Consider the following 20776-nt stretch of genomic DNA (forward strand, 5'->3'; position numbering starts at 1 on the left):
TCCTGCGTGCGGGGTACCGCGATCTCATCGTCGAGGCGGGCGGCCACGGTGTCCGCCTTTCAGACCTGACGTCCGACTTGGTGAAGACGGTGGTCAACCCGAAGAGGTGGCCGACGAGCGTGCCGGACCTCAAGGTGTGGGCCCAACAGGTCGTCATCAAGGTCGAACGCATCCGTGTCGTTCTCGACTACTGGGCCAGGCACGGCGCACAGGGCTGACACGAGTCACGGACGGACGCACCCACCCGCGCGAGACGTCAGCTCTGTGTCCGAGCGCGATCGATGACCTCCATGAGGTGATCGCCGAAATGCTCGTGGTCGTACTCGGTTGCCCTTTTCCGAGCGGCCCGGGACGCAGCCTCTTGATCGTCCTCGGAGAGGTGGGCAATATGGACCGTCTCGGCCCGCAGCTCCTCGACCGTCCGCCACAGGCCGGCGTCCTGGAGTCCTTCCACGACCTCGCGAGGTCCTGCCGTCGCATAGACGACGGGCACGCATCCGGCTGACATGGCCTCCACCGTCGTGATCCCGAAGTGCTCCTGGGTCTTGGGATCGGCATCAGCGTCCTCGCCGTAGCCCTGCGCATGCCAGTACATCGTCGCTCGCGAATAGAGTTCCCGCAGCACCTGGAAGTCAACATTCGGGTGGAACTCGACGGGTGCCGAACCAGCCCTCCTACGAAGTCCGTCCACGACCTGCTGCTTGGCCGGTGGACACGCTCCGACGACGTGGAGTGTCCAACCCTCGCGATGGAGGTCCTCCATGCCAGCGAAGGCGTCAACGAGCACGTCGAATCGCTTGTTCGGCACCTTCGGAACAACGGGTTCGAAGCGCCCGACCGTGATGATGTCGCGTCCCTTCGCCACACCGTCAACCGCCATGGCCGGGCACGGAGGAGGAAGAACCGTCGAGTCGACGTTCCAAAGCCGGCTGACATGTCCGGAGGTGAAGTGGGAGTTCGCCACCACCATCTGGTAGTTGTGGGGGAACGGTGTCCAGGTGACGAGAACCTTCCGCGCAACGGTCATGACACCCATGTACAGGCGGTGCAGGAAGGTCGTGCACTGGTAGTCCCGTCTGTGCGGGAAGTGGCAGACGTAGATGTTCGTTCGCGCCGTCCCCGGGGTCTCATTGCTGGAAGCACAGTTGATGAAGAGGTCAGCATGGAGTGGACGGAGCTGTAGTTTCCAGATCCAGTCCTCGATGAGGCGGCACAGTGCGACCGGTACCTGCCGCTCCATCCGGCTGAAATCCTTGATTCGGTGGATCCTCACCCCGGACAGGTCAAGGCCGTAATGTTTTTCCAGCCAGGTGTGTGTGACGTCGGCGTTCGCGAGAATGACGTCATCGTGGCCGCGCTCCGCGAGTGCAGCCGCGGTCACAACGGCGTAGCGTTCCGCTCCACCGCCGGGCTGCAGATACGGCATGAAGACGATGGCTGGCCCACGCGAACCCGGACCCCGCTCCCCCGCGACACTGGCGTTGCGTCGGGGGTCCAGAACCGGCCTCCACGCGCAGACGCCAGCTCCGGGGTGGTGGTTCCTCAGGAACTCCCGGCCCTTGTCCAGTACGCGGCCGATCAGAGCAGGAAGAGGTCCCTGCGCGATCCGTGTGTCCTTCACCATGACTCAACCTCCGTCGTGCGAGCGTGATGCGAACGGCCCGTCACTGACCCGTGTGGGTTCGACAGCGCCGACAGTCACCTCAGCCTGCATTCCTTCCTTGACCGGACAACGTCTTCGCAATGATCGAGGCGGGCTCGTCCCCCGACGAATCAATCGGCATCGTCGGCTCGTCGCCCCACCTGGAAAGGTTGTACCGACTCCAGAAATCCTCGATCCAGGCCGGTGGGGCCGGATGGTGAACCCATGCCGGCAGACCTCGGCATGCGGCCTCGAGGGTTCCGGTGGAGAAGATGGAGACGACCGGCCGCCCCTCCTCGACCAAGGACTTGCCTGATGCCTTGATGATGACGCCAGCCCTCGCCATGATGCGATGCTGGACACGCGACATGACGTCCGCCTCGTTGGGGTGGGGGCGGTAGATCGCACCGGTCGAGGTGCAGAACTCCGTGTACATCCGTTGCTTGGCAGCTCGGCCCAGTTCAGCACCGTGCAGTTGTCCCAGCATCACGGGCGTCTCGTCAAGGATCTCCACCTTGGGCAGCCTCGAAGCCTTCCACAGCATCTGGGAGCCGGTCACCTCACTGGTGACGTCGGAGCGGCCCGCGCACTGGTATTCGGCGTCGGCCTCGGACCACGCGAACAGGTGGTCCCCCGGGCTCAGCGGAGGCGCCCAGGGCGTCAACAATCCGTGCTGGACGACGCAGAACCTGGCATTGTGCCTCGTGGCCCAGGGCTTCACCTGGCGAGCCAGGTGATTGAAGGTTCCCAGGGTGAGTACCTGTTCTATCGAGGGTGGCAGCCACCCACCCTCGTTCCACTCCATGACGCGTACTGCCCCGGTCGCGGCCTCGCGGGCCTCGGAATGCGCCGAGAGAACGGCCGTACGATCAGGGTCGAGGTGCTCCAAGGGGTCGAAGGTCGCGTAGTAGCAACTCGCCGAGACCTGGTCAAGCACGACCAAGGTCGTGGGACGTTCGACCGGCAGGTACAGCTTCGCCGGAGTGACGGACGGCTGATGTCGCACGAACCTCTTGGCAGCTGCCAGTCCGAACCGCACCCGGTTCCGGCTGTCGGACCACCGGCACCACGCGTCGAGATCGTCAGGGAAGACGAGTCCTGGACCTGTCATGACCACAACTCCTCAATGACAGCAGCACGGCGGTCCAAGGTGTGCTCGGCCAGGGTGCGGGCCTTCGCAGCCCGACGCATGGCACTCATGCGGGTCCGATCCGAGAGGACCTGTCGGGCGAGCTCAATCGTCTCCTCAGCACTGTGTTGAACGAGTACTTCGTTGCCCGGTTCGTAGAACTCACTGACGTCGTCACGATCGACGATCTGGACCCCACCGACACCACACGCCTCGAAGGTACGCATGGTGAAGCCGTCCTGATCACCGTGCACATTGAGCGTCGCGGCCGAATCTCGCATGATGCCGTAGGCCTCGCCCAGGCCAACATCTCGTCTTGCCGGAATACCGGTGGACGTGATCCGCCACGTCCTCAGACGGTCGAGGGGGTGGTCAGACCATTCCCTACCATATGCCATCACGGGAATCCCAGCGCTGACGAGAGCAGCGAGGAACTGCTGACGGGCAGGAAGATGAGACCCTACGAAAGTGATGTCACGTCGTGGCCAGCGGCCGGAAGGCACGGTCGACGTGTTAAATCCTATTGGAACGTAGTGGGCGTCGATTCCTTTCCCCTGCAATTCCACAGTATCATCGCGGCTGTACGTCGCGACGGTGGAGACGGACGCCACCCTGCCGATGTCCAGTGCCATGCGACGCAATTCGTCGTACAGCCAGACGACCGAGCGTATTGTGCGCCGTCTCATCTCATCCCAATAGGCCTCGCCGAGAACATCACCTCGGACGGTGAGTACAAGGTCGGGACGGACAGAACGCACACGCTCGATCGCCCTGGCCGTCACGACCTCGGCTGACAGGTGTCCCTCGGTGCCGCGGATCTTGGCCGGCAACTCATACCTCAGCTTGTTCCACGCCTTCTCGACGCGCGGGGCCGCATCGTACCGATGCACGACGACGTCGTAACCGGTCCTCTCGAACGCGTCACCAATGGCATCCCCGTAGCCATGGAAACTGGGGGTTACGACGAGGAGCCGCATCATTTCACCATCCTTAAGGAATCATCTCGGTTTCGCGTCCACCCAAGCGGACTCTTTGACGGCTGCACGACATCGAGCGAGTCGGTCATCACTGCGCGTCCTTCGTGATGGGAACCACAGCCATGCCTTGGCCAGTGTCCAAAGACAACTGCTCCTGCGCCTTGATGGGCGAACCGTATCGCTCGCACAGCGCAACCCCGATGACGATGAAGGCCGGGACAGTGAAGAACACCTCACCCAGTTTCCACGCACACACCAGGATGGCGATTGCTGCGCCCTCCACGACCCGTTGCTCGTCAGAGACTTTCGTTCGCTGGTCCATGAGGCCCCAGACCACGAGGACGAACAGACCCACGACAGCGACCAACAGCGGAATACCACCCTCAACCCGGAGGGCCGCATAGGAGTCGTGAAACCACATCCGGCGGTCGTCGAAGACCAACACCCATGCTGTGCCCAGACCCTCGCCGTACCAAGGAGCTGCATGCACCTTGGCCACCGTCGCGACGTCGATGACACTACGGAACCAGTCCGTCCCGGCCCTGCCGGCGAAGACACCGGTCCGGGCAAGGTTCTCCTCGACATAGCGAATTACACTCCAGCCAAGGAACGCCAAAACCAGGCGCAAGGTTAAACCAAGACGGTCACGGATGAACACCCAGACGCACCCTGCCGCAAACGCCATCATGGAGGTCCGAGATCCCGTCGCAACAGCAGTCGCACTAAATACCAAGAATGCAATCGTGCGGGTCGTCGTCGTACGCAGGATGGCCAAGGCCATGATGCCGATCACCGCATAGACCATCCCGGCCACGTTCTTGTCGCCGAGGAAACCAAGCAGGAAGCCCTCATATCTAGCGCCTCGCAGCGATGTGAAGTTCGCCGGGATGTTGATGAAGACCAGGGCGAATGCATAACCAGCGATGAGGGAACGCCACAGCAGCCGCCGCTGCGCCAGGCAGACCGAAAACAGAACCAGGAGAAACCACCGGAACGACCTTTGCAGCCATGGCTCACCCTCGTGGATCGAGACCGCGATGACCCATGCGAGCACCGTGGCCCACATGAGCAAATAGAAACCAAAACCTCGTACCTTGATGGTCGGACGCACGAAAGCGCAGACGAAGATCGCACCTGCGACGAGAATGACGTCAATGGGAACCGGCAGACCCGCGTCCCACCTACCCAGGATGAGGCTGCACCCCAACAAGAAGTCAGGAACCCGCGTACTGCCGACACGATCGGCAAGACTACGGACCTTGGTGCCCATACCCCTACCCTGGCCCGCCACAGCGGCGGACCCGGTGTGCCCTTCAGCAACCAGCTCGATCATTTGGCTCGACGTGGAGTGGGCTCTGGGTCCGTGTCAACGGGTTCCGTTTTCTGGACTCGGACTAGCCTCTCCTTCGGCTGACGATCGTCCTTGACAACGGCAATTGATTCCTGGCTGTCCTGCTCCTCCGTGCCATAAGACGTGTAGTAGCCATGCTTTCCATAATCACCGTAGTACGACCCATACCCATAACCGGCCGCACCATAACCATACAGCACGTCGCCCATCTTCTTACGAGGAACACGAGTCAGCACCGAGCCCAGGAGCGGAGCTCCAACCTGCTCCAGACGCTTGACCACCAAGGACACCTGATCGCGGTGAGTCTCCCCAACCACAGCCACATAAATCGTGCCGTCCGCTATCGTCCCGAGCAAGCCGGCATCCGTGACGGCCAGCAACGGCGGAGCGTCAATGACAACGAAATAGCCTTGCCTGCGCAACTCGGTCAGCAAATCCTTCATCCGCTGAGAGCCAAGCAGCTCGGACGGGTTCGGCGGGATACGCCCCGCGGCCAACATCTGGAGATGCTTGGTCTCGGTTCGCATCAGTGCGTCATCAAGGCTTACGTCACCGGCAAGTACCTGCGAGAGCCCGACGCCCGCTTCAGTGCCGAAAACCTTGTGCTGTACCGGACGGCGCATGTCGGCATCAATGAGGACAACTTTCTCGCCAGCCTGAGCCATAACTACCGCGAGGTGAGTCGAGATCGTCGACTTACCTTCTCCCGGATTTGCGGAGGTGATAACGACCGAACGAGGAGGGTTGTCAACATTAGCGAATCTGAGGTTCGTACGAAGCTGGCGGAACGCTTCACCAGTCACGCCGGAGAGATGGACAATCGACTTCTTACGCTGTTCCGCAAGCTTCTTGTCATCTGGTACGACGGCAAGGGTTCCCGAACCCGTAAGCTCTTCAACCGTCGCCTGGTCCCTGACCTTGACGTCGAACTGCTTCCGAACAACTGCGATGACCGCACCGATAAGGAATCCAATCACCAAACCAGCTGCAAGGAACAGTGCCAGCGACTTCCCACGGTCACCGGCTGGAAGGCCGGCGGACTCATAGCCGAGAACATGCACCGAGGTCATCTTGGCCAACTGGGCATCGCTCTTGTTGCCCGACCCGGCAGTCTGACCATAGGTCTCCATTCGCAGGGCCTCAGAAATGAGCGCCTCCAACCCCGCATTGGCAAGGGCTTGAGCGTTCTTGGCAGTGTCGCCAGTCGCTTTGATGTCGATAAAGGCAGTGTCACCTGGCGCGGATGCTGTCAGATGGCCACTCGCAGCCTCTGGGATACCTTGTTTCCTGAGGATCTCGGCTGTCTTTTGAGACATGGTTCGCGTCTCAACGAGCTTCGTGTAGGTCGTTGCGCGCTGCTGGGCGATCGTGTTGCCCGACATGGCTCCGCCGACGGAGGCAGAGTCACCAGCCACGACCATGCCTGTCGCTTTGGCCGTAAACACCTCTGGGCGGGTCAACTGATATGCCGCGCCGATCAATCCTCCTATCACGGTGCAGATGATCAACAGGGCAAGATTGCGCCGCAGAATGCGGACTACGTCAACGACTGTCACGGGGATTGGACTCCTCCAATTCTGGGGCTGCAGGCGCTGTGATGCCTCTCAACCGGCACGGACAGCCTACAGTCTGGCGTGACATCGAGCGAGTTGGAGGCAAGACCCCTCATCAAAAGGGCCCGGCGTGCTGAACAGCCTGCCCCACAGTCCCGTACAGCCAAGAACGGCGAGCTCCTCGCCGTCAGCACCGGGAACATGACAACCGTCATGTTCCCTCCATCAAGATCGAGGTCGTCCACACCAACGGCTGGTTCGAGTCTCCCGCACTTCCAGGATCCACTTCGTCACGGAATTGGTCGAGCCGATGACCGAAGGCACTCGCCAGATCGGAAACCCCTGGACCTGATCTCAGCTGGTCAACAGGCTACGCAGGTAAGCACCATATCCAGATTTCTCGAACTTCCCCGCCCTGGCGAGGAGATCATCATCTGACAGGAATCCCCGGCGCCATGCAGCCTCCTCTGGACAACCCACCTGCAGACCCTGACGAGCCTGAATTGCGCGGACGAAATTGCCGGCATCGTTCAGCGACTCGAAGGTCCCCGTATCCAGCCAAGCCGTGCCGCGCGGCAACAGTTCGACATGAAGACGATGACGGTCCATGTAAACCCGATTGACGTCAGTGATCTCCAGTTCACCACGCGCCGACGGCCTGAGACCACGAGCGACCTCAATGACATCGTTGTCATAGAAGTAAAGTCCAGGCACCGCCCAATGTGACTTCGGATGTTCCGGCTTCTCCTCGATGGACACTGCGAACCCATCATCGTCAATCTCGACGACGCCGTAAGCGCTCGGATCGGCGACCCGGTAGCCAAAGATGAGGGCTCCGTCCACCGATTGAGCCTTGGCCTGGAGGCGAGTTCCCAACCCCGGCCCTGAGAAGATGTTGTCCCCCAGAATGAGGCACGATGAATCACTGCCAATGAACTCAGCTCCGATGGTGAACGCCTGAGCGAGCCCCTTGGGCTCGGGCTGCACTGCGAACTCAATGGATATCCCGAACTGGGAACCATCACCGAGCAGGTGGTGAAAAGCCTCGGCCTCATGAGGGGTGGTGATGACCAAGACATCCCGGATACCGGCAAAGATCAAGGTCGTCAGCGGGTAGTAGATCATCGGCTTGTCGTAGACAGGCATGAGCTGCTTGCTCGTCCCGAGTGTGACCGGGTGGAGTCGGGAGCCAGTACCACCGGCCAAGATGATGCCTCGCATGTCCCCATCATGTCATGCCAGACTGATGATCGTGGCGTAGCGCAATATGCACTGCTCCTTCCAGTCGTCATCGACATGAGCAACCGGATGAACGGGACACAGTCAGGAAGACAAGCCGGACAGCTGTATGAGGTATCGTTTCACACTGTGGCCAGGCCCATCCATGTGAACCATGCACACGTGCTACATTTTCCATGTACTTTGCCGTAACTGGCGACAGGACCCTACAACTCTCGACTGAACCTTTGTCATTTTTCGAGGAGCAGACATGGACACCAGCAAACAAGAACCCGTCCACGCAACTGGGCCGTCGCAAGTATCGCGTCGGTCAGTGGCCAAAGGCACCGCGTGGGCGGTACCGGCGATCACCAGCATGACACTGGTGCCGGCCTTCGCGGCCAGCACGCAACGCAAACAGGTCACAATCACCTTCGACGCGAAAAAGCACAATGAGACCGTCCAGTGCGTACGGGTACCAGCCGAAGCCACCGACATCCGCTATTCCATCCGCGGCGGAGCGGGCGGCGCAGGCCCCAAGGACAGCTGGGGCGAACGCGGCGGATCCGGTGCCCAGGTGCAGGGCCAGATCCATCGGCCCGGCGAAGGTACGGCTGCCGCACAGGAGTTCACCATCTGGGGTGTGGCCGGCGGCTACGGGCCCACGGCTGCATGGAACGACGGCGCCGTCGAGTTCGCAACCGGATACGGCAACGGCGGTCCGTCAATGGGTGTGCCCTACCACACCAGTACCGTCTCAACTGAGCAATGGTCTGAACGTTGGTGCCACGGTGGCGGCGCCGGTTCGGCAATAGCCATCGGCGGTGACCCCGAGGGGTCGGGCCAGCTCGTGGCGGTGGCCGGCGGCGGTGGAGCCGCCGGTACAGGCACGTATTCGCGTGAGGCGGCAAATATGGGGTCCACGGTCTGGCCTGTCCGAGAGGGCGGCAACGGCGGTGACGGCGGCAAGAGCTGGGACGGCGCCGATGGCGGTCAGTCCCACTACGAGACCGAATACGCCCAGGTCACTGCAGCCGGAGGTTCGGGAGCCCACGGCGGTCAGGGTGGCAACGGAGGTAGCAAGGCAAACACCTCGTACATGCCCAGCGACCTCGAGTTCGACAAGATCATTCCAGGCCAGTCGGGTGGCAACCACGGCAGCGGCAACCACGGTGGTGGCAACGGTGGTGCGCCAGTCAAGTTCGAGCGCAAGCGTAGCGTGCGCGGGGACGGTCACATTGATGACTACATCGCGCTGTCCACGGCCGCGGGTGGCGGCGGCTACGCCGGCGGTGGTTCCGGGGCACTCGTCGTCATTTCGCGCGACCCGATCTTGAAGTGGGCTGCCAGCGACGTCCCTGGACAGTTGGGGGCCATTGGTGCCGGCGGTGCTGGCAGCAGCTACCTCGCACCCAGTCTGGACAATGGTTTCAGTGCGACCGGGGAGATCGACTTCCCCGACACTGGTGGCGTGCGCACCAATGGCACAGTGCACATAGCACCCAGTCTGCCGAAGAACTATGGCGAGCCCGGGAACGTGACGATTAGCTTCTGGGTTCCCGAGGACATGTCCACAAAGCCCAAGGACTACACCGACGAGTGCTGAGGCACTCTCGGGTGTCCTCATGGCAACGGGAGGGAAGGTGAATCAGATTCACCTTCCCCCTCCTTTGTCTTCGGTAGGTTGGTCAACGCCTGTCCCACCGGACGCCGTACCTGGCACCTGCTCACAGCACAACGGTCCGTCCTCGAGCGGACGACAAAGCCCTCATGGCATGAGGATGATGCTGGTTCTCACGTGCCGGGCCGCCAACAGTGGAGTTACCACTGCCCGTGAGGACAGCTTGATGTCAGGCCGGTTTCACCCCGAAGCCATGCTGCTCCAGCGATGGGAAAACCATCGGGCATGGCTTCCTCTACACTGCCTGTTATGCACTCCCTTCTCGTCACTGGCGGAGCCGGGTTCATCGGCAGCAACTTTGCCCACTGGATCATCGACAACACTGACGCCACAGTCACGGTCTTGGACGCGATGACCTACGCCGCCAACGAGGCCTCCCTGACAGGGCTGCCCCGTAACCGCTTCCAGCTGGTACGAGGATCGGTGTGTGATGCTGACCTCGTCGATGAGCTCGTCTCCCATCACGATGCCGTCGTCCACTTCGCCGCTGAATCCCACAATGACAACTCCCTGGACGGTCCGGCCCCGTTCATCCAGACCAACATTGTTGGCACCTTCACCCTGCTACAATCCGTCCGCAAACACGAAACGCGGCTACACCACATTTCCACCGACGAGGTCTATGGCGACCTTCAGCTCGACGACCCCACCAAGTTCACCCCACAGACTCGATACAACCCGTCGTCGCCCTACTCAGCTTCCAAAGCCTCTTCGGACCTTCTGGTACGTGCTTGGGTACGCTCATTCGGAGTCCAGGCCACCATCTCGAACTGCTCGAACAACTACGGCCCACGCCAGCACGTCGAGAAGTTCATCCCCCGTCAGATCACCGAAGTCCTTGAGGGACGACGCCCCAAACTCTACGGGAGCGGCCTCAACGTCCGCGACTGGATCCACGTTGACGACCACAACTCGGCAGTGTGGACGATCCTCGAACGCGGCACGATCGGCGAAACGTACCTCATCGGGGCCGACGGTGAGCTCGACAACAAAACCGTCATCGAACTCATTCTTGAACTCATGGGCCAGCCCACCGACGGCTACGACCACGTCAACGACCGCCCCGGCCACGACCTGCGCTACGCCATCGACGCCACCAAGCTGCGCGAGGAACTCGGCTGGCAACCCGAGTACACGAACTTCCGAAACGGCCTGGCGGCGACAATCGACTGGTACCGCAACAACGAGTCGTGGTGGCGTCCCCAGAAGGAGGCCACCGAGGCCGCCTACGCAGCGAAGGGGCAGTGATGAGTGAATTGAGCATCGACACCACCGACATCCCGGGCCTTCTCGTCCTGCACCTTCCCCTGCATGGCGACAACCGCGGCTGGTTCAAGGAGAACTGGCAACGCGCGAAGATGACCGCTCTCGGCCTACCCGATTTCGGACCAGTACAAAACAATGTGTCACACAACGCTCAGGCAGGCGTCACCCGGGGAATGCACGCCGAGCCGTGGGACAAACTCGTCTCAGTGGCAACTGGGCGCATCCTCGGCGCCTGGGTGGATCTACGCGACGGGAACTCCTTTGGCACCGTCGTCACCGTCGAGATGGGACCCGAGACTGCAGTCTTCGTCCCCCGAGGAGTCGGCAACGGTTACCAGGCTCTCGAGGACGGCACGACATACAGCTATCTCGTCAACGACCACTGGTCGGCCCAGGCCAGGAAGTCCTACACCTTCGTCAACCTCGCCGACCCGGCACTGGGCATCAAGTGGCCGATCTGCGTGGACCAGGCAGAGCTGTCCGAGGCTGATCGCCATCACCCGCCGCTGAGCGGGGTCATCCCCTTCCGTAAGCCGCGCACCGTCGTGTTGGGGTCCAACGGCCAGCTCGGCAGGGCCCTGCGCCAGCTCCTGCCCGACGCCGAGTTCACGACCCGCGAGACCCTCGACCTGTCCAATCCGGCCAGCCTTGACGCCTTCGACTGGAGTGGGGTCGGCACCATCATCAATGCCGCCGCCTACACCGCCGTCGACGCTGCCGAGGACCCCGCCAACCGGGCCACCGTCTGGGCTGCCAACGTCTCCGGGGTCGCCCACCTGGCCCGGATCGCCGCTGAGCGACTCGCCGCCCTGGTCCACGTCTCCAGCGACTACGTCTTCGACGGCACCAACCCGCTCCACACCGAGGACGAGACCTTCAGCCCGCTGGGCATCTACGGCATCACCAAGGCCGCTGCCGACGAGATCGTCACCGCGTATCCGCGCCACTATGTGCTGCGCACCAGCTGGGTCGTCGGCGAGGGCGACAACTTCGTCAACACCATGGCCAATCTGGCGCGTCGCGGCATCAGCCCTCAGGTCGTCTCGGACCAGCACGGCCGTCTCACCTTCACCCGAGATCTTGCTGCCGCAATCGTCCACCTGCTGACGACCGAGGCGCCTTTCGGCAGCTACAACATCTCCAATGAAGGACCGACGCAGACCTGGTTCGACATCGCGAGCGAGATCTTCACCCTGTTGGGAGCCGACGGCACCGTCACCCCGACAACCTCAGCCGAATGGGGCAAGGGCAAGGACTTGGCCCCGCGTCCCGAGCATTCCACCCTTGACCTGTCCCGCATCGAGGCCAGCGGGTTCACTCCGGCCACGACTGCTGACCGGCTGCGCGAGTACCTGGGCGTGACCAAGTGATGGATTTGGCAGCCCTCGGCACCACGGTGCAGGTCGACGCATCCGGGACCGGGCTGGACCAGGAGGAGCTCCGCCACGCGTGGGCACGTTGCCTCAGCGCCCCGGATCCCGAACCGGTCCTGCTCGCCCCCGGTCCGATGTCGGCATCCTCCCTGACCCAGGAGATCACCCGGAAACTCATCTCACGTCAGATTGGCCGCCTCCTCATGTTTCACGCCGGTGCCGTGTGTCACCCGGTCACCGGGGACTCGGTCGTCTTCGTCGCCCCTGGTGGCACCGGGAAAACCACCCTCGCCACCCACCTAGGGCAACGCTACGGGTACATCAGCGACGAAACGGTCGCCATCGAGCCCGGCACCTGGCGGATCCTCCCCTACCCCAAGCCGCTGTCGACTCGTCGTCCCGACCTGTCCGGGGAGAAGGCAGAACTCAGCCCCGACGACCTGGGACTGCAGACCTGCCACCCCGATCCCCACGTCAGTCACCTCGTGCTGCTGGCACGAGACGACTCCCACGACACTCGCACCACCCCCGTGCGGCGTCTTGACGCCATGGTGACGATGGCCGAACAGTCCTCGTCGATCTACAAGCTCCCCAAGCCACTGTGCCTGCTGGCAGATCTCATCTCGCACGCCGGAGGCGTCTGGCGAGCCCAATATGCCGAGCATGGCACCCTCGACCCGTTCATCGACGACCTTTTGGGGGCGCCATGCTGATTCAGCGCGCCGACGTCACAGACATCTGGTTCGAGGACGACGAGGCACTCGTCATCATTGAGGAGGCCATTTTCCGACTCACACCCCTCGCCGTCGCGATATGGGACATTCTCGAGACCCCACTCGAATTCGACGAGTTGGGTCGCGAACTCGAGGCCCTTTTCGGGCCGCCGCCCGACGGTACCCTGGCCGAGGCACTAACGAGTTTCGTCGACACCATGACCCGCAACGGGATATTGATGAAATCATGACGCCACTCATTGATAAGCTCCAAGACGATGAATGGCGTGACCGAGGTGACGATTGGCACTGCGAGTCGCATCGAGCTGACCCACGGCGTCCTGCAACGGCTGGCCGACCGATGCGGTGCCGACGTGCTGCATGTCAAAGGCCCCGCCGTCTCCCCAGAACTCCTGGGGCACCGCTTCGTAGACGGCAAGGACACCGTCATCCCCCGCGGTTCCACGGATGCAGACATCCTCGTGCGTCCCGAGCACCTCGCCCAGTTCGAGAACACACTCGCCAACCACGGCTGGCACAAGGTGGCTGATTTCCGTGACGGCTCAGCCTTCGGTCATGCGGCCAATTACTGGCACGAGTTCCTTGGCTACGCCGACGTCCACCGACAATTTCCGGGGATCGACATCGCACCCTCGCAGGCCTTCCAAGCGCTGTGGACCCGTCGTCAAGGAATCGACATCGCCCACACCCCCATCCACACCCCCAGCGTGACCGACCAGCGCCTCATCCTTCTGCTGCACGCAGCCCGTAGTGGTAACCCGAACCATCCTGACAAGGTGCGTTGTTGGGACGATGCTGACGACCACGACCGTCGGGCCGTACGCACCCTGGCCCGCGATCTCAACGCCCAAGTCGCTCTGGCCGCCGTCATCGGCGAACTGGACCAGTTTCGCGGACACCGCACCTATGACCTGTGGCGACAGTTCTCGACCGGGGACCCCAGTCGTCTGCACGAGTGGCGCGCTCGGATCCATGCCGCCCCCACCCGCAAGGACGCCGTTCAGGTGATTCTGAGGTCCCTCGCCCTCAACCGACCGCACTTGCGCATGAACCTCGGCCACGAGCTCACCCGTGCTGACATCGCCCGCGGCTACTGGGATCGCACCGTGAAGGCCTCCCAAGAGGTCTTCCAGGTGGCTCGCAGACAGGCCCGGAAGCAGCTGGGCTCGCACCGCCGAAAGGGCCGCCGATGACGTGGCGGATCAGACCCAATGTGGCATGGACGTACGACGGAGATGCCGTGGCTGTCGCAACCGTCCCCGACACCCAGGTGTATCGCCTCGACAGCAGCGGCAGAATCATCTGGGACGCGGTCGCCGAACACCCGGGAGCGACGACCGAGAAGATCGTTGAGGACGTCGCTGCCCTGGTCGACGTATCTGCCGACCACATCCGTGAGGACGTCATCAGCTACCTGCGCCACCTGGAATCCCTCGGTATCGTGACCGCGAAAGGTTGACGATCATGACCGAACACGCACATTCGACGGACCCGCTGCGAATCCATTTCGTCTGCACCGCCAATATCTGCCGCTCAGCGTATTGCCAGGCCCGCGCAGCTCACTTGTTCAATCCCTCGCGATTCGAGACGTCCAGTTCAGGCTGCCAGGCTGAGGAAGGCCTGCCGATGTGGGGACGGATGCGCCGCGAGCTCAAGCGTCGTCAGTCCCAGGCGATCGCGACCTCCTCCCACCAGATCGAGATCGACGACGCCGAGAACGCGGACCTCATACTCACCATGACGGCGATACAGCGCGACGCCATCATCGGGTGGTGGCCACAAGTGATGAAACGGACCTTCACCCTGTCGCAATTCGTCGCGATCGCCAGTGCCCTGACCTGGGACGACCCAACGATGGACCCTCGCCAGGTCATTGACACAGCATTTCAGAATCGCTCCGCAGTCGGTGTAACTGACGACATCGAGGACCCCTTCCGTCAGAGCAGTGAGGTCGTACGCGCCTGCGCCGACACATTGGACGGGCTCCTCGAGGACCTGGAGCACATGCTGACCCCCGTGAGGCCCCGCCGCGCGGCAGACGGACTCCCCGATGACCTGGAACACATCCTGGCCCCCGTAAAGCCCCGACACGCGGCAGAATGACCACCATGCACCTCGCCGAGAGCCTCGACCAACAATCCGCCATCATTGTGACCGATCCCAGCCATGTCGACGAGGTCATCGACCTCCAGGGCACCCCGGCCCCGGTGGCGCTTCCGAAGAAGCCTTCGGGGATGGCGCTCGCCACGCGGAACACGGTCGCCACAGGGGCGTCGTCAGACCTTCTGGGTACACTCGCATGGTGGTGGCCCGTGTGAAACGGGCCACCCAGCCCGACATGTGAACCGGAAGGAGGAGCCGGGTGGGTTTCCTGGACAAGGTCGAGAAGTCGATCGAAGGCGCCGTCAGCGGTGTCTTCGCGCGCGCCTTCCGTGGTGAGGTCGAGCCGGTGGAGATCGCCGGTCGCTTGCAGCGCGAACTCGACTCCGAGGCTCAGATCCTGTCCCGTGACAAGTCGCTGGTTCCCAACGACTTCGTCGTCCAGCTGTCGAGCCGAGATTATGAACGTCTTGTTCCCTACACCAAGACCCTGAACGCCGAGATCATCCCGACCCTGCGCGATCACGCCAGTGAGCGTCACTACGTCTTCAACGGGCCCATCCACATCCGGTACGACCTGAACGACTCCCTGCCGGTCGGCAAGTTCACCGTCCTGACCGGGGAGAACCATGCCGAGGCCACGGCCGGCGGTAGCGCACCGCTGGTTCTGGAGGTCAATGGAGTGCGTCATCCCCTCACTCCTCCGGGGCTGACGATCGGTCGTGGTTCCGACGCTGACATCCGGATCAACGACCCGGGGATCTCTCGCCTCCATGCCCGAATCAATGTCTGGCCCCAGGGCGACGGAATTGGCCTATCCATCGAAGACCTCAACTCCACCAATGGCGTGACGGTCAACGGCGTCAAGGTCTCCAGCACGGAGATCAGCGACGGGTCACGCATCGAGATCGGCTCCACGCGGATGCTGGTTCACTCTCCGACGGGGATGTGATCGTGAGCGAATTCCTGGTCGCACTGTTGCGCATCGCATATCTGGCGGTGTTGTGGATCTTCATCCTGCTGGTCACCAACGTCATTCGTACCGACATCTATGGCCATCGAGTTCCTCGTAATGCCGAGGCAGCTGCCGTGGGTTCGGGACGACGCGGCAAGGCCCGCAAGGCTCGTCGGCGCGAGGTCTCCCCGGTACCGACGGGTCTGCAGGTCATCTCGGGAAGTCGGGCCGGCACTCATGTCCCGTTGGCCAACGCCGTCACCGTGGGACGCGGAAACGACTGCACCCTGCCCATTGACGACGACTACGCCTCCACTCGTCACGCCGAGTTCAGCCCCGGACTCGACGGTGCGTGGTTCGTCGAGGATCTGGCCTCGACAAATGGCACCCATGTCAACGGTGAGCGCATCGAGGATCCGACGCGCCTGTCGGTGGGGGACGAGGTGCGAATTGGCAGGACCGTCATGACCGTCACCGGCGGGTGGTGAGCCATGGCCTTCTCCCTCGATGTTCGATGCCACTCCGAAATTGGCCTGGTACGACGCAACAACCAGGACTCGGGGTACGTCTCCCCGAGAATGCTCGTCGTCGCCGACGGCATGGGTGGTGCCGCCGCAGGTGACCTCGCCTCCACCGTCGCCGTGCGTCACGTCGCTCGAGCTGACGAAAGGTTCTCCGGGAAGGACTCCCCGGGCCGCCCGCAGGGCGAGGAAATGCTCACCATTCTGGCTGGTGCAGTGGCTGACGCCAATGACGAACTGGCCGACCTCGTGGCGTGGGATTCCTCTCTGGAGGGCATGGGGACGACCTTCTGCGGAGCGATGTTCTCAGGCACCCAGCTCGGTGTGGTCCACATCGGTGACTCCCGCGGCTACCTACTGCGTCAGGGCCGCATGAAGCGGATGACACACGACCACTCGTGGGTGCAGTCCCTCATCGATGATGGTCGGATCACCCCCGAGGAGGCTGCGGTCCACCCGCATCGGTCCCTCCTTCTCAAGGTGCTCAATGGCCAGCCCCAGCACGTCCCGGACACCCAGATCGTGGATCTTCGGCTGGGAGACCGCATCCTCTTCTGCTCTGACGGACTGTGCGGTCTCGTTGACGACGAGAAAATCGCCGAGCACCTCGGCACCACCAGTCTCGACGATGTCGTCGACCTGCTGACGACGGATGCCCATGCCGCTGGCGGCACCGACAACATCACCGTCGTCGTTGCCGAGGTCGTTGAGGCTGATCCCACCCTGGACGCCTCCGAACCCCACATCATCGGGGCAGCGACAACCCGCAAGGTTCCCGAGCACGAGGTCACCGCTCCGCTCTCCGTCGAGAAACCGTCCTCCGCGACGAAGGACGACGGCGCGTCAACCGTGCTCTTCGACTCCGAGGCCGAGGAGTCCATGCGATATGCCCCCGTGGACTCCCGGACTCGCCACCATCGCTACTGGCTGTGGCCGGTTGTCATGCTCGCTCTCGCCGCTGTCGTGACCGGCGGGATCTTCGGCACTCGCGCCTACCTGAACACCCAGTACTACGTGGGCACCGACGGCAACGCGGTGGCGATCTACCAGGGATCGCCGGACTCCCTGGCGTGGATCCAGCTCTCCCACGTCGCCGAGACGACGGACATCAAGACCACTGATCTTCCCCGCTACTACCGCGATCGTGTCTCGGGCAACATCCGTGTCTCCTCAATGGAGTCCGCCCACGCCACGGTTGCCGAACTGCGTACCGGAGCTGAGCAATGCAGGGCTGTGCGTGACATGGCCGCGACCCCGCCCGCTGCCCCGACCAAACCCTCGACAGCACCGTCAACGAGCCCACGGCCTGCCAGTGGTTCTGGTACTCCTCGCCCGTCCACAGTGCCGACCCCTGCCGCCCCGTCGCCGACCTCCGAGATGCCCTCACCGAACGCCTCGGGGCATGAGGTGGACCTCCCCGCCGTCAGCTCGGGGGATTGCTGATGAGCATCGGACAGGAATTCGGTGACGGAACCGTCGTCGTCCAGAGCAAGAGGCGCTGGACGGAGCTGTTCATGCTCCTCATGGCCTGGGCCATCGGCTTCGCCGGCTGGGTGCTCACCGAGCTCAACATCAACCATGAGCTGCCCAAGACGTGGATGATGGTCGGCGGGTTCTGGCTGGGAATGGCTGTCATCACGCACGTCTTCGTGAGGATCGTCACTCCTTACGCCGACCCGGTGGTTCTGCCCATCGTCGTCACCCTCAATGGGCTCGGGCTCGCGATGATTCACCGCATCGACCTCATCCCCGACCCGCACTATCACCGGATGGAGACCCAGGCCCTGTGGACGGCCCTGGGCATCGTCCTCTTCGTGGCGACCCTGCTCATCCTGCGCGACCACCGCAAGTTGCAGAAGTACCCCTACGTGCTGTTCATCGTCGGACTGGGTTTTCTCATGCTGCCTCTGGTTCCCGGCCTGGGGATGGCCGTGCTGGGATCGCGGGTGTGGATCCACCTCGGCCCCTACAGCTTCCAGCCCGCCGAGGTCTCCAAGGTGGTGCTGGCCATCGCCTTCGCGGCCTACCTCATCGACAACCGCGACGTGCTCTCCCGTGCCGGCCACACGTTCCTGGGCATCACACTGCCCCGCGCCCGTGACCTCGGCCCGATCGCGGTGATGTGGGTGGCGACGATGCTCGTCATCGTCTACCAGAACGACCTGGGCACCGGAATGCTCTTCTACGGCATGTTCGTCGTGATGCTGTATATCACGACCGAGCGGGTCGGATGGGCGATCCTGGGAGCGATCAGCCTGGTCGGCGGCGCTGCACTGGCGTACGCCTTCTTCGGTCACGTGCGCATCCGCTTCGACTCCTGGCTGCACCCCTTCACTGACTACAGCCAGAATTACCAGATCATCCAGGCCCAATTCGGGTTGGCGTGGGGTGGTCTTGCCGGGCGTGGCTGGGGGCTTGGACGTCCCGGCATGGTGCCGCTGTCATGGAGCGACTTCATAGCCTCCTCGATCGGCGAGGAGCTCGGCGTCACCGGCCTCATGGCCGTCATCGTGATGTTCTTCATCCTCACTGCTCGCGGTATGCGCACGGCCCTCGGCTGCCGAGACGAGTTCGGCAAACTCATGGTCGCTGGACTGTCCTTCACCCTTGCCCTCCAGGTCTTCGCCATCATCGGTGGCGTCACCCGACTATTGCCACTTACTGGCCTGACGACGCCATTCATGAGCCAAGGCGGGTCGTCCCTGGTGGCCAACTGGGTCATCGTCGCACTCATCATGATCGTGTCGCACCGCAACCGAAGGCCGGCCGACGACTTCGTCGCCACCGTTCCCGTTGACCCTCAAGCCCAGACAGCCACCGCCGTCGTCTCGAATGGAGACACGCGATGAACAAGCAGATTCGCGGGGTCTCCCTGCTCGCCGGGCTGATGTTCCTCGCCCTCATGGTCAATCTCACCGGATCGGCCATCTTCCGGCAGGCCGGCCTCAACAATGATCCCCGCAACGTTCGCGTGCGAGACGCCGAGTTCTCCCAGAACCGTGGCGACATCCTCGTCGGTTCGATGCCCATCGCGACCACCACGTCCAGCGACGGCAAGTTCGCCTACCAGCGCGTCTATCCCTCCGGCCCGGAGTACGCCCCCATCACCGGGTACTACTCCTATTACTACGGACGTTCCATGCTGGAGCAGACCCAGAACGCCCAGCTGACCGGAACCTCTGATGCCCAGTGGCTTTCCCGAATCACAGGAACGTTGTCCGGTCACAAGCCTGAAGGCGGATCGATCACCACGACGATCGACGCCAAGGCCCAGGACGCCGCATGGAAGGGGCTCAAGGGCAAGAAGGGCGCCGTCGTTGCGCTCGACTACACCACCGGCGCGGTGCTGGCCATGGCGTCCTCCCCCTCCTATGACCCCAACGATCTGGCCTCCCATCGCCTCGACGACACCAGCCAGGCGTGGAAGGACCTCGTTGCCGACAAGTCGTCTCCGTTGTCCAACCGCGCCACCCGAGAGATCTACGCACCCGGGTCGATCTTCAAGCTCGTCACCGCCGCTGCCGCCTTGCAGAATGGTTACAGCGACACGTCGAAGATCGATGCCCCCGAGAAGTGGATCCTGCCCGGTTCCCGCACACCGTTGACGAATGACGAGTACTGCGGCGGCAAACAGATCACCATGACTCAGGCGTTGACGGTTTCCTGCAACACCGCCTTCGGAAAACTCGGCGTCACGCTGGGGCAGGACAAGATCCGTGACCAGGCCAAGGAGTTCGGATTCGGCGACACCGTCGACTCCGACATCTCGATGGTGGCCTCGAAGTTCCCCCAAGAGCTCAACGACGCCCAGCTCGCACAGAGCTCCATCGGGCAGTTCGACGTCGCCGCCTCCCCGTTGCAGATGGCCATGGTCACCGCCGGCATTGCCAACAGCGGAAAGCTCATGGCCCCCTATCTCACCGCGCAGGTTCGGGCATCGAATCTTCAGGTGGTTTCCGAACATCAACCTCGGCAGATGTCCCAACCGATGACGAAGGACTCGGCTGAACAGCTGAAGTCGATGATGGTCTCGGTGGTCAACAACGGCACCGGTAAGAGGGCACGCATCGACGGAGTCACCGTCGGCGGCAAGACCGGTACTGCGCAGACGATGAGGGGCAAGGCCCCCTACGCGTGGTTCGTGGGGTGGTCGGACAAGCCACACGTCGCAGTGGCGGTCTTCATCCAATCCTCGGACACCGCCATCGACGAGGTCTACGGAGGCCGACTCGCGGCGCCCATCGCCAGAGATGTCATCGAGGCGATGAGATGACAA

21 protein-coding genes are annotated in these 20776 nt (G+C 62.8%); 15 read left to right on the forward strand and 6 right to left on the reverse strand.

Features of this window, described 5'->3' with window-relative positions; translation table 11 throughout:
• Positions 1–80: 80 nt before the first annotated feature.
• A complete protein-coding gene (locus tag ACUCCZ_RS10075; protein ID WP_435918296.1) occupies positions 81–218 on the forward strand; it encodes a hypothetical protein in 138 nt (45 codons plus the stop codon).
• A gap of 38 nt (positions 219–256) precedes the next feature.
• Here the strand turns inward: ACUCCZ_RS10075 and ACUCCZ_RS10080 are convergent, their stop codons facing one another.
• The 6 genes from ACUCCZ_RS10080 to rfbA form a co-directional block, all read right to left on the reverse strand.
• Positions 257–1624 (reverse strand): glycosyltransferase family 4 protein, encoded by a 1368-nt coding sequence (locus tag ACUCCZ_RS10080; RefSeq protein ID WP_435918295.1) that lies wholly within the window; start codon positions 1622–1624, stop codon positions 257–259.
• A 79-nt stretch (positions 1625–1703) separates the two neighbouring features.
• Positions 1704–2753 (reverse strand): prephenate dehydrogenase, encoded by a 1050-nt coding sequence (locus ACUCCZ_RS10085; protein WP_435918294.1) that lies wholly within the window; start codon positions 2751–2753, stop codon positions 1704–1706.
• Positions 2750–3751, reverse strand: coding sequence for a CgeB family protein (locus tag ACUCCZ_RS10090; RefSeq protein WP_435918293.1), 1002 nt, complete (start codon positions 3749–3751; stop codon positions 2750–2752). The genes ACUCCZ_RS10085 and ACUCCZ_RS10090 overlap by 4 nt, the downstream gene beginning before the upstream one ends.
• An 85-nt stretch (positions 3752–3836) precedes the next feature.
• The gene (locus ACUCCZ_RS10095) at positions 3837–5081 is read right to left on the reverse strand and encodes a zinc ABC transporter permease (protein ID WP_445439679.1); all 1245 of its coding nucleotides are present in this window, start codon (positions 5079–5081) and stop codon (positions 3837–3839) included.
• Positions 5078–6655, reverse strand: coding sequence for a tyrosine-protein kinase domain-containing protein (locus tag ACUCCZ_RS10100; protein ID WP_435918291.1), 1578 nt, complete (start codon positions 6653–6655; stop codon positions 5078–5080). The genes ACUCCZ_RS10095 and ACUCCZ_RS10100 overlap by 4 nt, the downstream gene beginning before the upstream one ends.
• Before the next feature lie 351 nt (positions 6656–7006).
• Positions 7007–7873 (reverse strand): glucose-1-phosphate thymidylyltransferase RfbA, encoded by an 867-nt coding sequence (gene rfbA / locus ACUCCZ_RS10105; RefSeq protein ID WP_435918290.1) that lies wholly within the window; start codon positions 7871–7873, stop codon positions 7007–7009.
• 268 nt (positions 7874–8141) lie between these two features.
• Between rfbA and ACUCCZ_RS10110 the strand changes: the two genes are divergently transcribed.
• The 14 genes from ACUCCZ_RS10110 (at position 8142) to ACUCCZ_RS10175 (ending at position 20773) form a co-directional block, all read left to right on the forward strand.
• The gene (locus ACUCCZ_RS10110; protein ID WP_435918289.1) at positions 8142–9476 is read left to right on the forward strand and encodes a hypothetical protein; all 1335 of its coding nucleotides are present in this window, start codon (positions 8142–8144) and stop codon (positions 9474–9476) included.
• Between the two features lie 324 nt (positions 9477–9800).
• Positions 9801–10799: a dTDP-glucose 4,6-dehydratase gene (gene rfbB / locus ACUCCZ_RS10115; protein ID WP_435918288.1), complete on the forward strand. Its 999-nt coding sequence runs from the start codon at positions 9801–9803 to the stop codon at positions 10797–10799.
• Positions 10799–12187 (forward strand): sugar nucleotide-binding protein, encoded by a 1389-nt coding sequence (locus ACUCCZ_RS10120; RefSeq protein ID WP_435918287.1) that lies wholly within the window; start codon positions 10799–10801, stop codon positions 12185–12187. The genes rfbB and ACUCCZ_RS10120 overlap by 1 nt, the downstream gene beginning before the upstream one ends.
• On the forward strand, positions 12187–12903 hold the full coding sequence (locus ACUCCZ_RS10125; protein WP_435918319.1) for a hypothetical protein: 717 nt from the start codon (positions 12187–12189) through the stop codon (positions 12901–12903). The genes ACUCCZ_RS10120 and ACUCCZ_RS10125 overlap by 1 nt, the downstream gene beginning before the upstream one ends.
• Positions 12897–13154 carry a PqqD family peptide modification chaperone gene (locus tag ACUCCZ_RS10130; RefSeq protein WP_435918286.1) on the forward strand — a complete coding sequence of 86 codons (258 nt, stop codon included), beginning with the start codon at positions 12897–12899 and terminating at the stop codon, positions 13152–13154. Before ACUCCZ_RS10125 ends, ACUCCZ_RS10130 begins: the two co-directional genes overlap by 7 nt.
• A gap of 27 nt (positions 13155–13181) precedes the next feature.
• On the forward strand, positions 13182–14117 hold the full coding sequence (locus ACUCCZ_RS10135) for a nucleotidyltransferase family protein (RefSeq protein ID WP_435918285.1): 936 nt from the start codon (positions 13182–13184) through the stop codon (positions 14115–14117).
• A 47-nt stretch (positions 14118–14164) separates the two neighbouring features.
• Positions 14165–14383 carry a PqqD family protein gene (locus tag ACUCCZ_RS10140; protein ID WP_435918284.1) on the forward strand — a complete coding sequence of 73 codons (219 nt, stop codon included), beginning with the start codon at positions 14165–14167 and terminating at the stop codon, positions 14381–14383.
• 5 nt (positions 14384–14388) lie between these two features.
• Positions 14389–15027: an arsenate reductase/protein-tyrosine-phosphatase family protein gene (locus tag ACUCCZ_RS10145; RefSeq protein WP_435918283.1), complete on the forward strand. Its 639-nt coding sequence runs from the start codon at positions 14389–14391 to the stop codon at positions 15025–15027.
• Between the two features lie 5 nt (positions 15028–15032).
• Positions 15033–15242: a hypothetical protein gene (locus ACUCCZ_RS10150; RefSeq protein ID WP_462981539.1), complete on the forward strand. Its 210-nt coding sequence runs from the start codon at positions 15033–15035 to the stop codon at positions 15240–15242.
• 44 nt (positions 15243–15286) lie between these two features.
• On the forward strand, positions 15287–15976 hold the full coding sequence (locus ACUCCZ_RS10155; protein WP_435918281.1) for an FhaA domain-containing protein: 690 nt from the start codon (positions 15287–15289) through the stop codon (positions 15974–15976).
• A gap of 2 nt (positions 15977–15978) precedes the next feature.
• Positions 15979–16467, forward strand: a complete 489-nt coding sequence (locus tag ACUCCZ_RS10160; protein ID WP_435918280.1) for an FHA domain-containing protein FhaB/FipA — start codon at positions 15979–15981, stop codon at positions 16465–16467.
• Between the two features lie 3 nt (positions 16468–16470).
• Positions 16471–17943 (forward strand): protein phosphatase 2C domain-containing protein, encoded by a 1473-nt coding sequence (locus ACUCCZ_RS10165; protein WP_435918279.1) that lies wholly within the window; start codon positions 16471–16473, stop codon positions 17941–17943.
• Positions 17943–19349, forward strand: coding sequence for an FtsW/RodA/SpoVE family cell cycle protein (locus tag ACUCCZ_RS10170; protein WP_435918278.1), 1407 nt, complete (start codon positions 17943–17945; stop codon positions 19347–19349). Before ACUCCZ_RS10165 ends, ACUCCZ_RS10170 begins: the two co-directional genes overlap by 1 nt.
• The gene (locus tag ACUCCZ_RS10175) at positions 19346–20773 is read left to right on the forward strand and encodes a peptidoglycan D,D-transpeptidase FtsI family protein (protein WP_435918277.1); all 1428 of its coding nucleotides are present in this window, start codon (positions 19346–19348) and stop codon (positions 20771–20773) included. Before ACUCCZ_RS10170 ends, ACUCCZ_RS10175 begins: the two co-directional genes overlap by 4 nt.
• Positions 20774–20776: the final 3 nt, after the last annotated feature.

The organism is Cutibacterium nasicola, from assembly GCF_052654715.2.

Bases quoted from the DNA above. Each gene is read 5' to 3' on its own strand.
- ACUCCZ_RS10080 (WP_435918295.1), bottom strand. From the start codon at position 1,624: ATGGTGAAGGACACACGGATCGCGCAGGGACCTCTTCCTGCTCTGATC.
- ACUCCZ_RS10135 (WP_435918285.1), top strand. From the start codon at position 13,182: ATGAATGGCGTGACCGAGGTGACGATTGGCACTGCGAGTCGCATCGAG.
- ACUCCZ_RS10175 (WP_435918277.1), top strand. From the start codon at position 19,346: ATGAACAAGCAGATTCGCGGGGTCTCCCTGCTCGCCGGGCTGATGTTC.
- ACUCCZ_RS10150 (WP_462981539.1), top strand. From the start codon at position 15,033: ATGCACCTCGCCGAGAGCCTCGACCAACAATCCGCCATCATTGTGACC.
- ACUCCZ_RS10085 (WP_435918294.1), bottom strand. From the start codon at position 2,753: ATGACAGGTCCAGGACTCGTCTTCCCTGACGATCTCGACGCGTGGTGC.
- ACUCCZ_RS10090 (WP_435918293.1), bottom strand. From the start codon at position 3,751: ATGATGCGGCTCCTCGTCGTAACCCCCAGTTTCCATGGCTACGGGGAT.
- rfbB (WP_435918288.1), top strand. From the start codon at position 9,801: ATGCACTCCCTTCTCGTCACTGGCGGAGCCGGGTTCATCGGCAGCAAC.
- ACUCCZ_RS10120 (WP_435918287.1), top strand. From the start codon at position 10,799: ATGAGTGAATTGAGCATCGACACCACCGACATCCCGGGCCTTCTCGTC.
- ACUCCZ_RS10130 (WP_435918286.1), top strand. From the start codon at position 12,897: ATGCTGATTCAGCGCGCCGACGTCACAGACATCTGGTTCGAGGACGAC.
- ACUCCZ_RS10165 (WP_435918279.1), top strand. From the start codon at position 16,471: ATGGCCTTCTCCCTCGATGTTCGATGCCACTCCGAAATTGGCCTGGTA.
- ACUCCZ_RS10125 (WP_435918319.1), top strand. From the start codon at position 12,187: ATGGATTTGGCAGCCCTCGGCACCACGGTGCAGGTCGACGCATCCGGG.
- ACUCCZ_RS10170 (WP_435918278.1), top strand. From the start codon at position 17,943: ATGAGCATCGGACAGGAATTCGGTGACGGAACCGTCGTCGTCCAGAGC.
- ACUCCZ_RS10095 (WP_445439679.1), bottom strand. From the start codon at position 5,081: ATGATCGAGCTGGTTGCTGAAGGGCACACCGGGTCCGCCGCTGTGGCG.
- ACUCCZ_RS10110 (WP_435918289.1), top strand. From the start codon at position 8,142: ATGGACACCAGCAAACAAGAACCCGTCCACGCAACTGGGCCGTCGCAA.
- rfbA (WP_435918290.1), bottom strand. From the start codon at position 7,873: ATGCGAGGCATCATCTTGGCCGGTGGTACTGGCTCCCGACTCCACCCG.
- ACUCCZ_RS10145 (WP_435918283.1), top strand. From the start codon at position 14,389: ATGACCGAACACGCACATTCGACGGACCCGCTGCGAATCCATTTCGTC.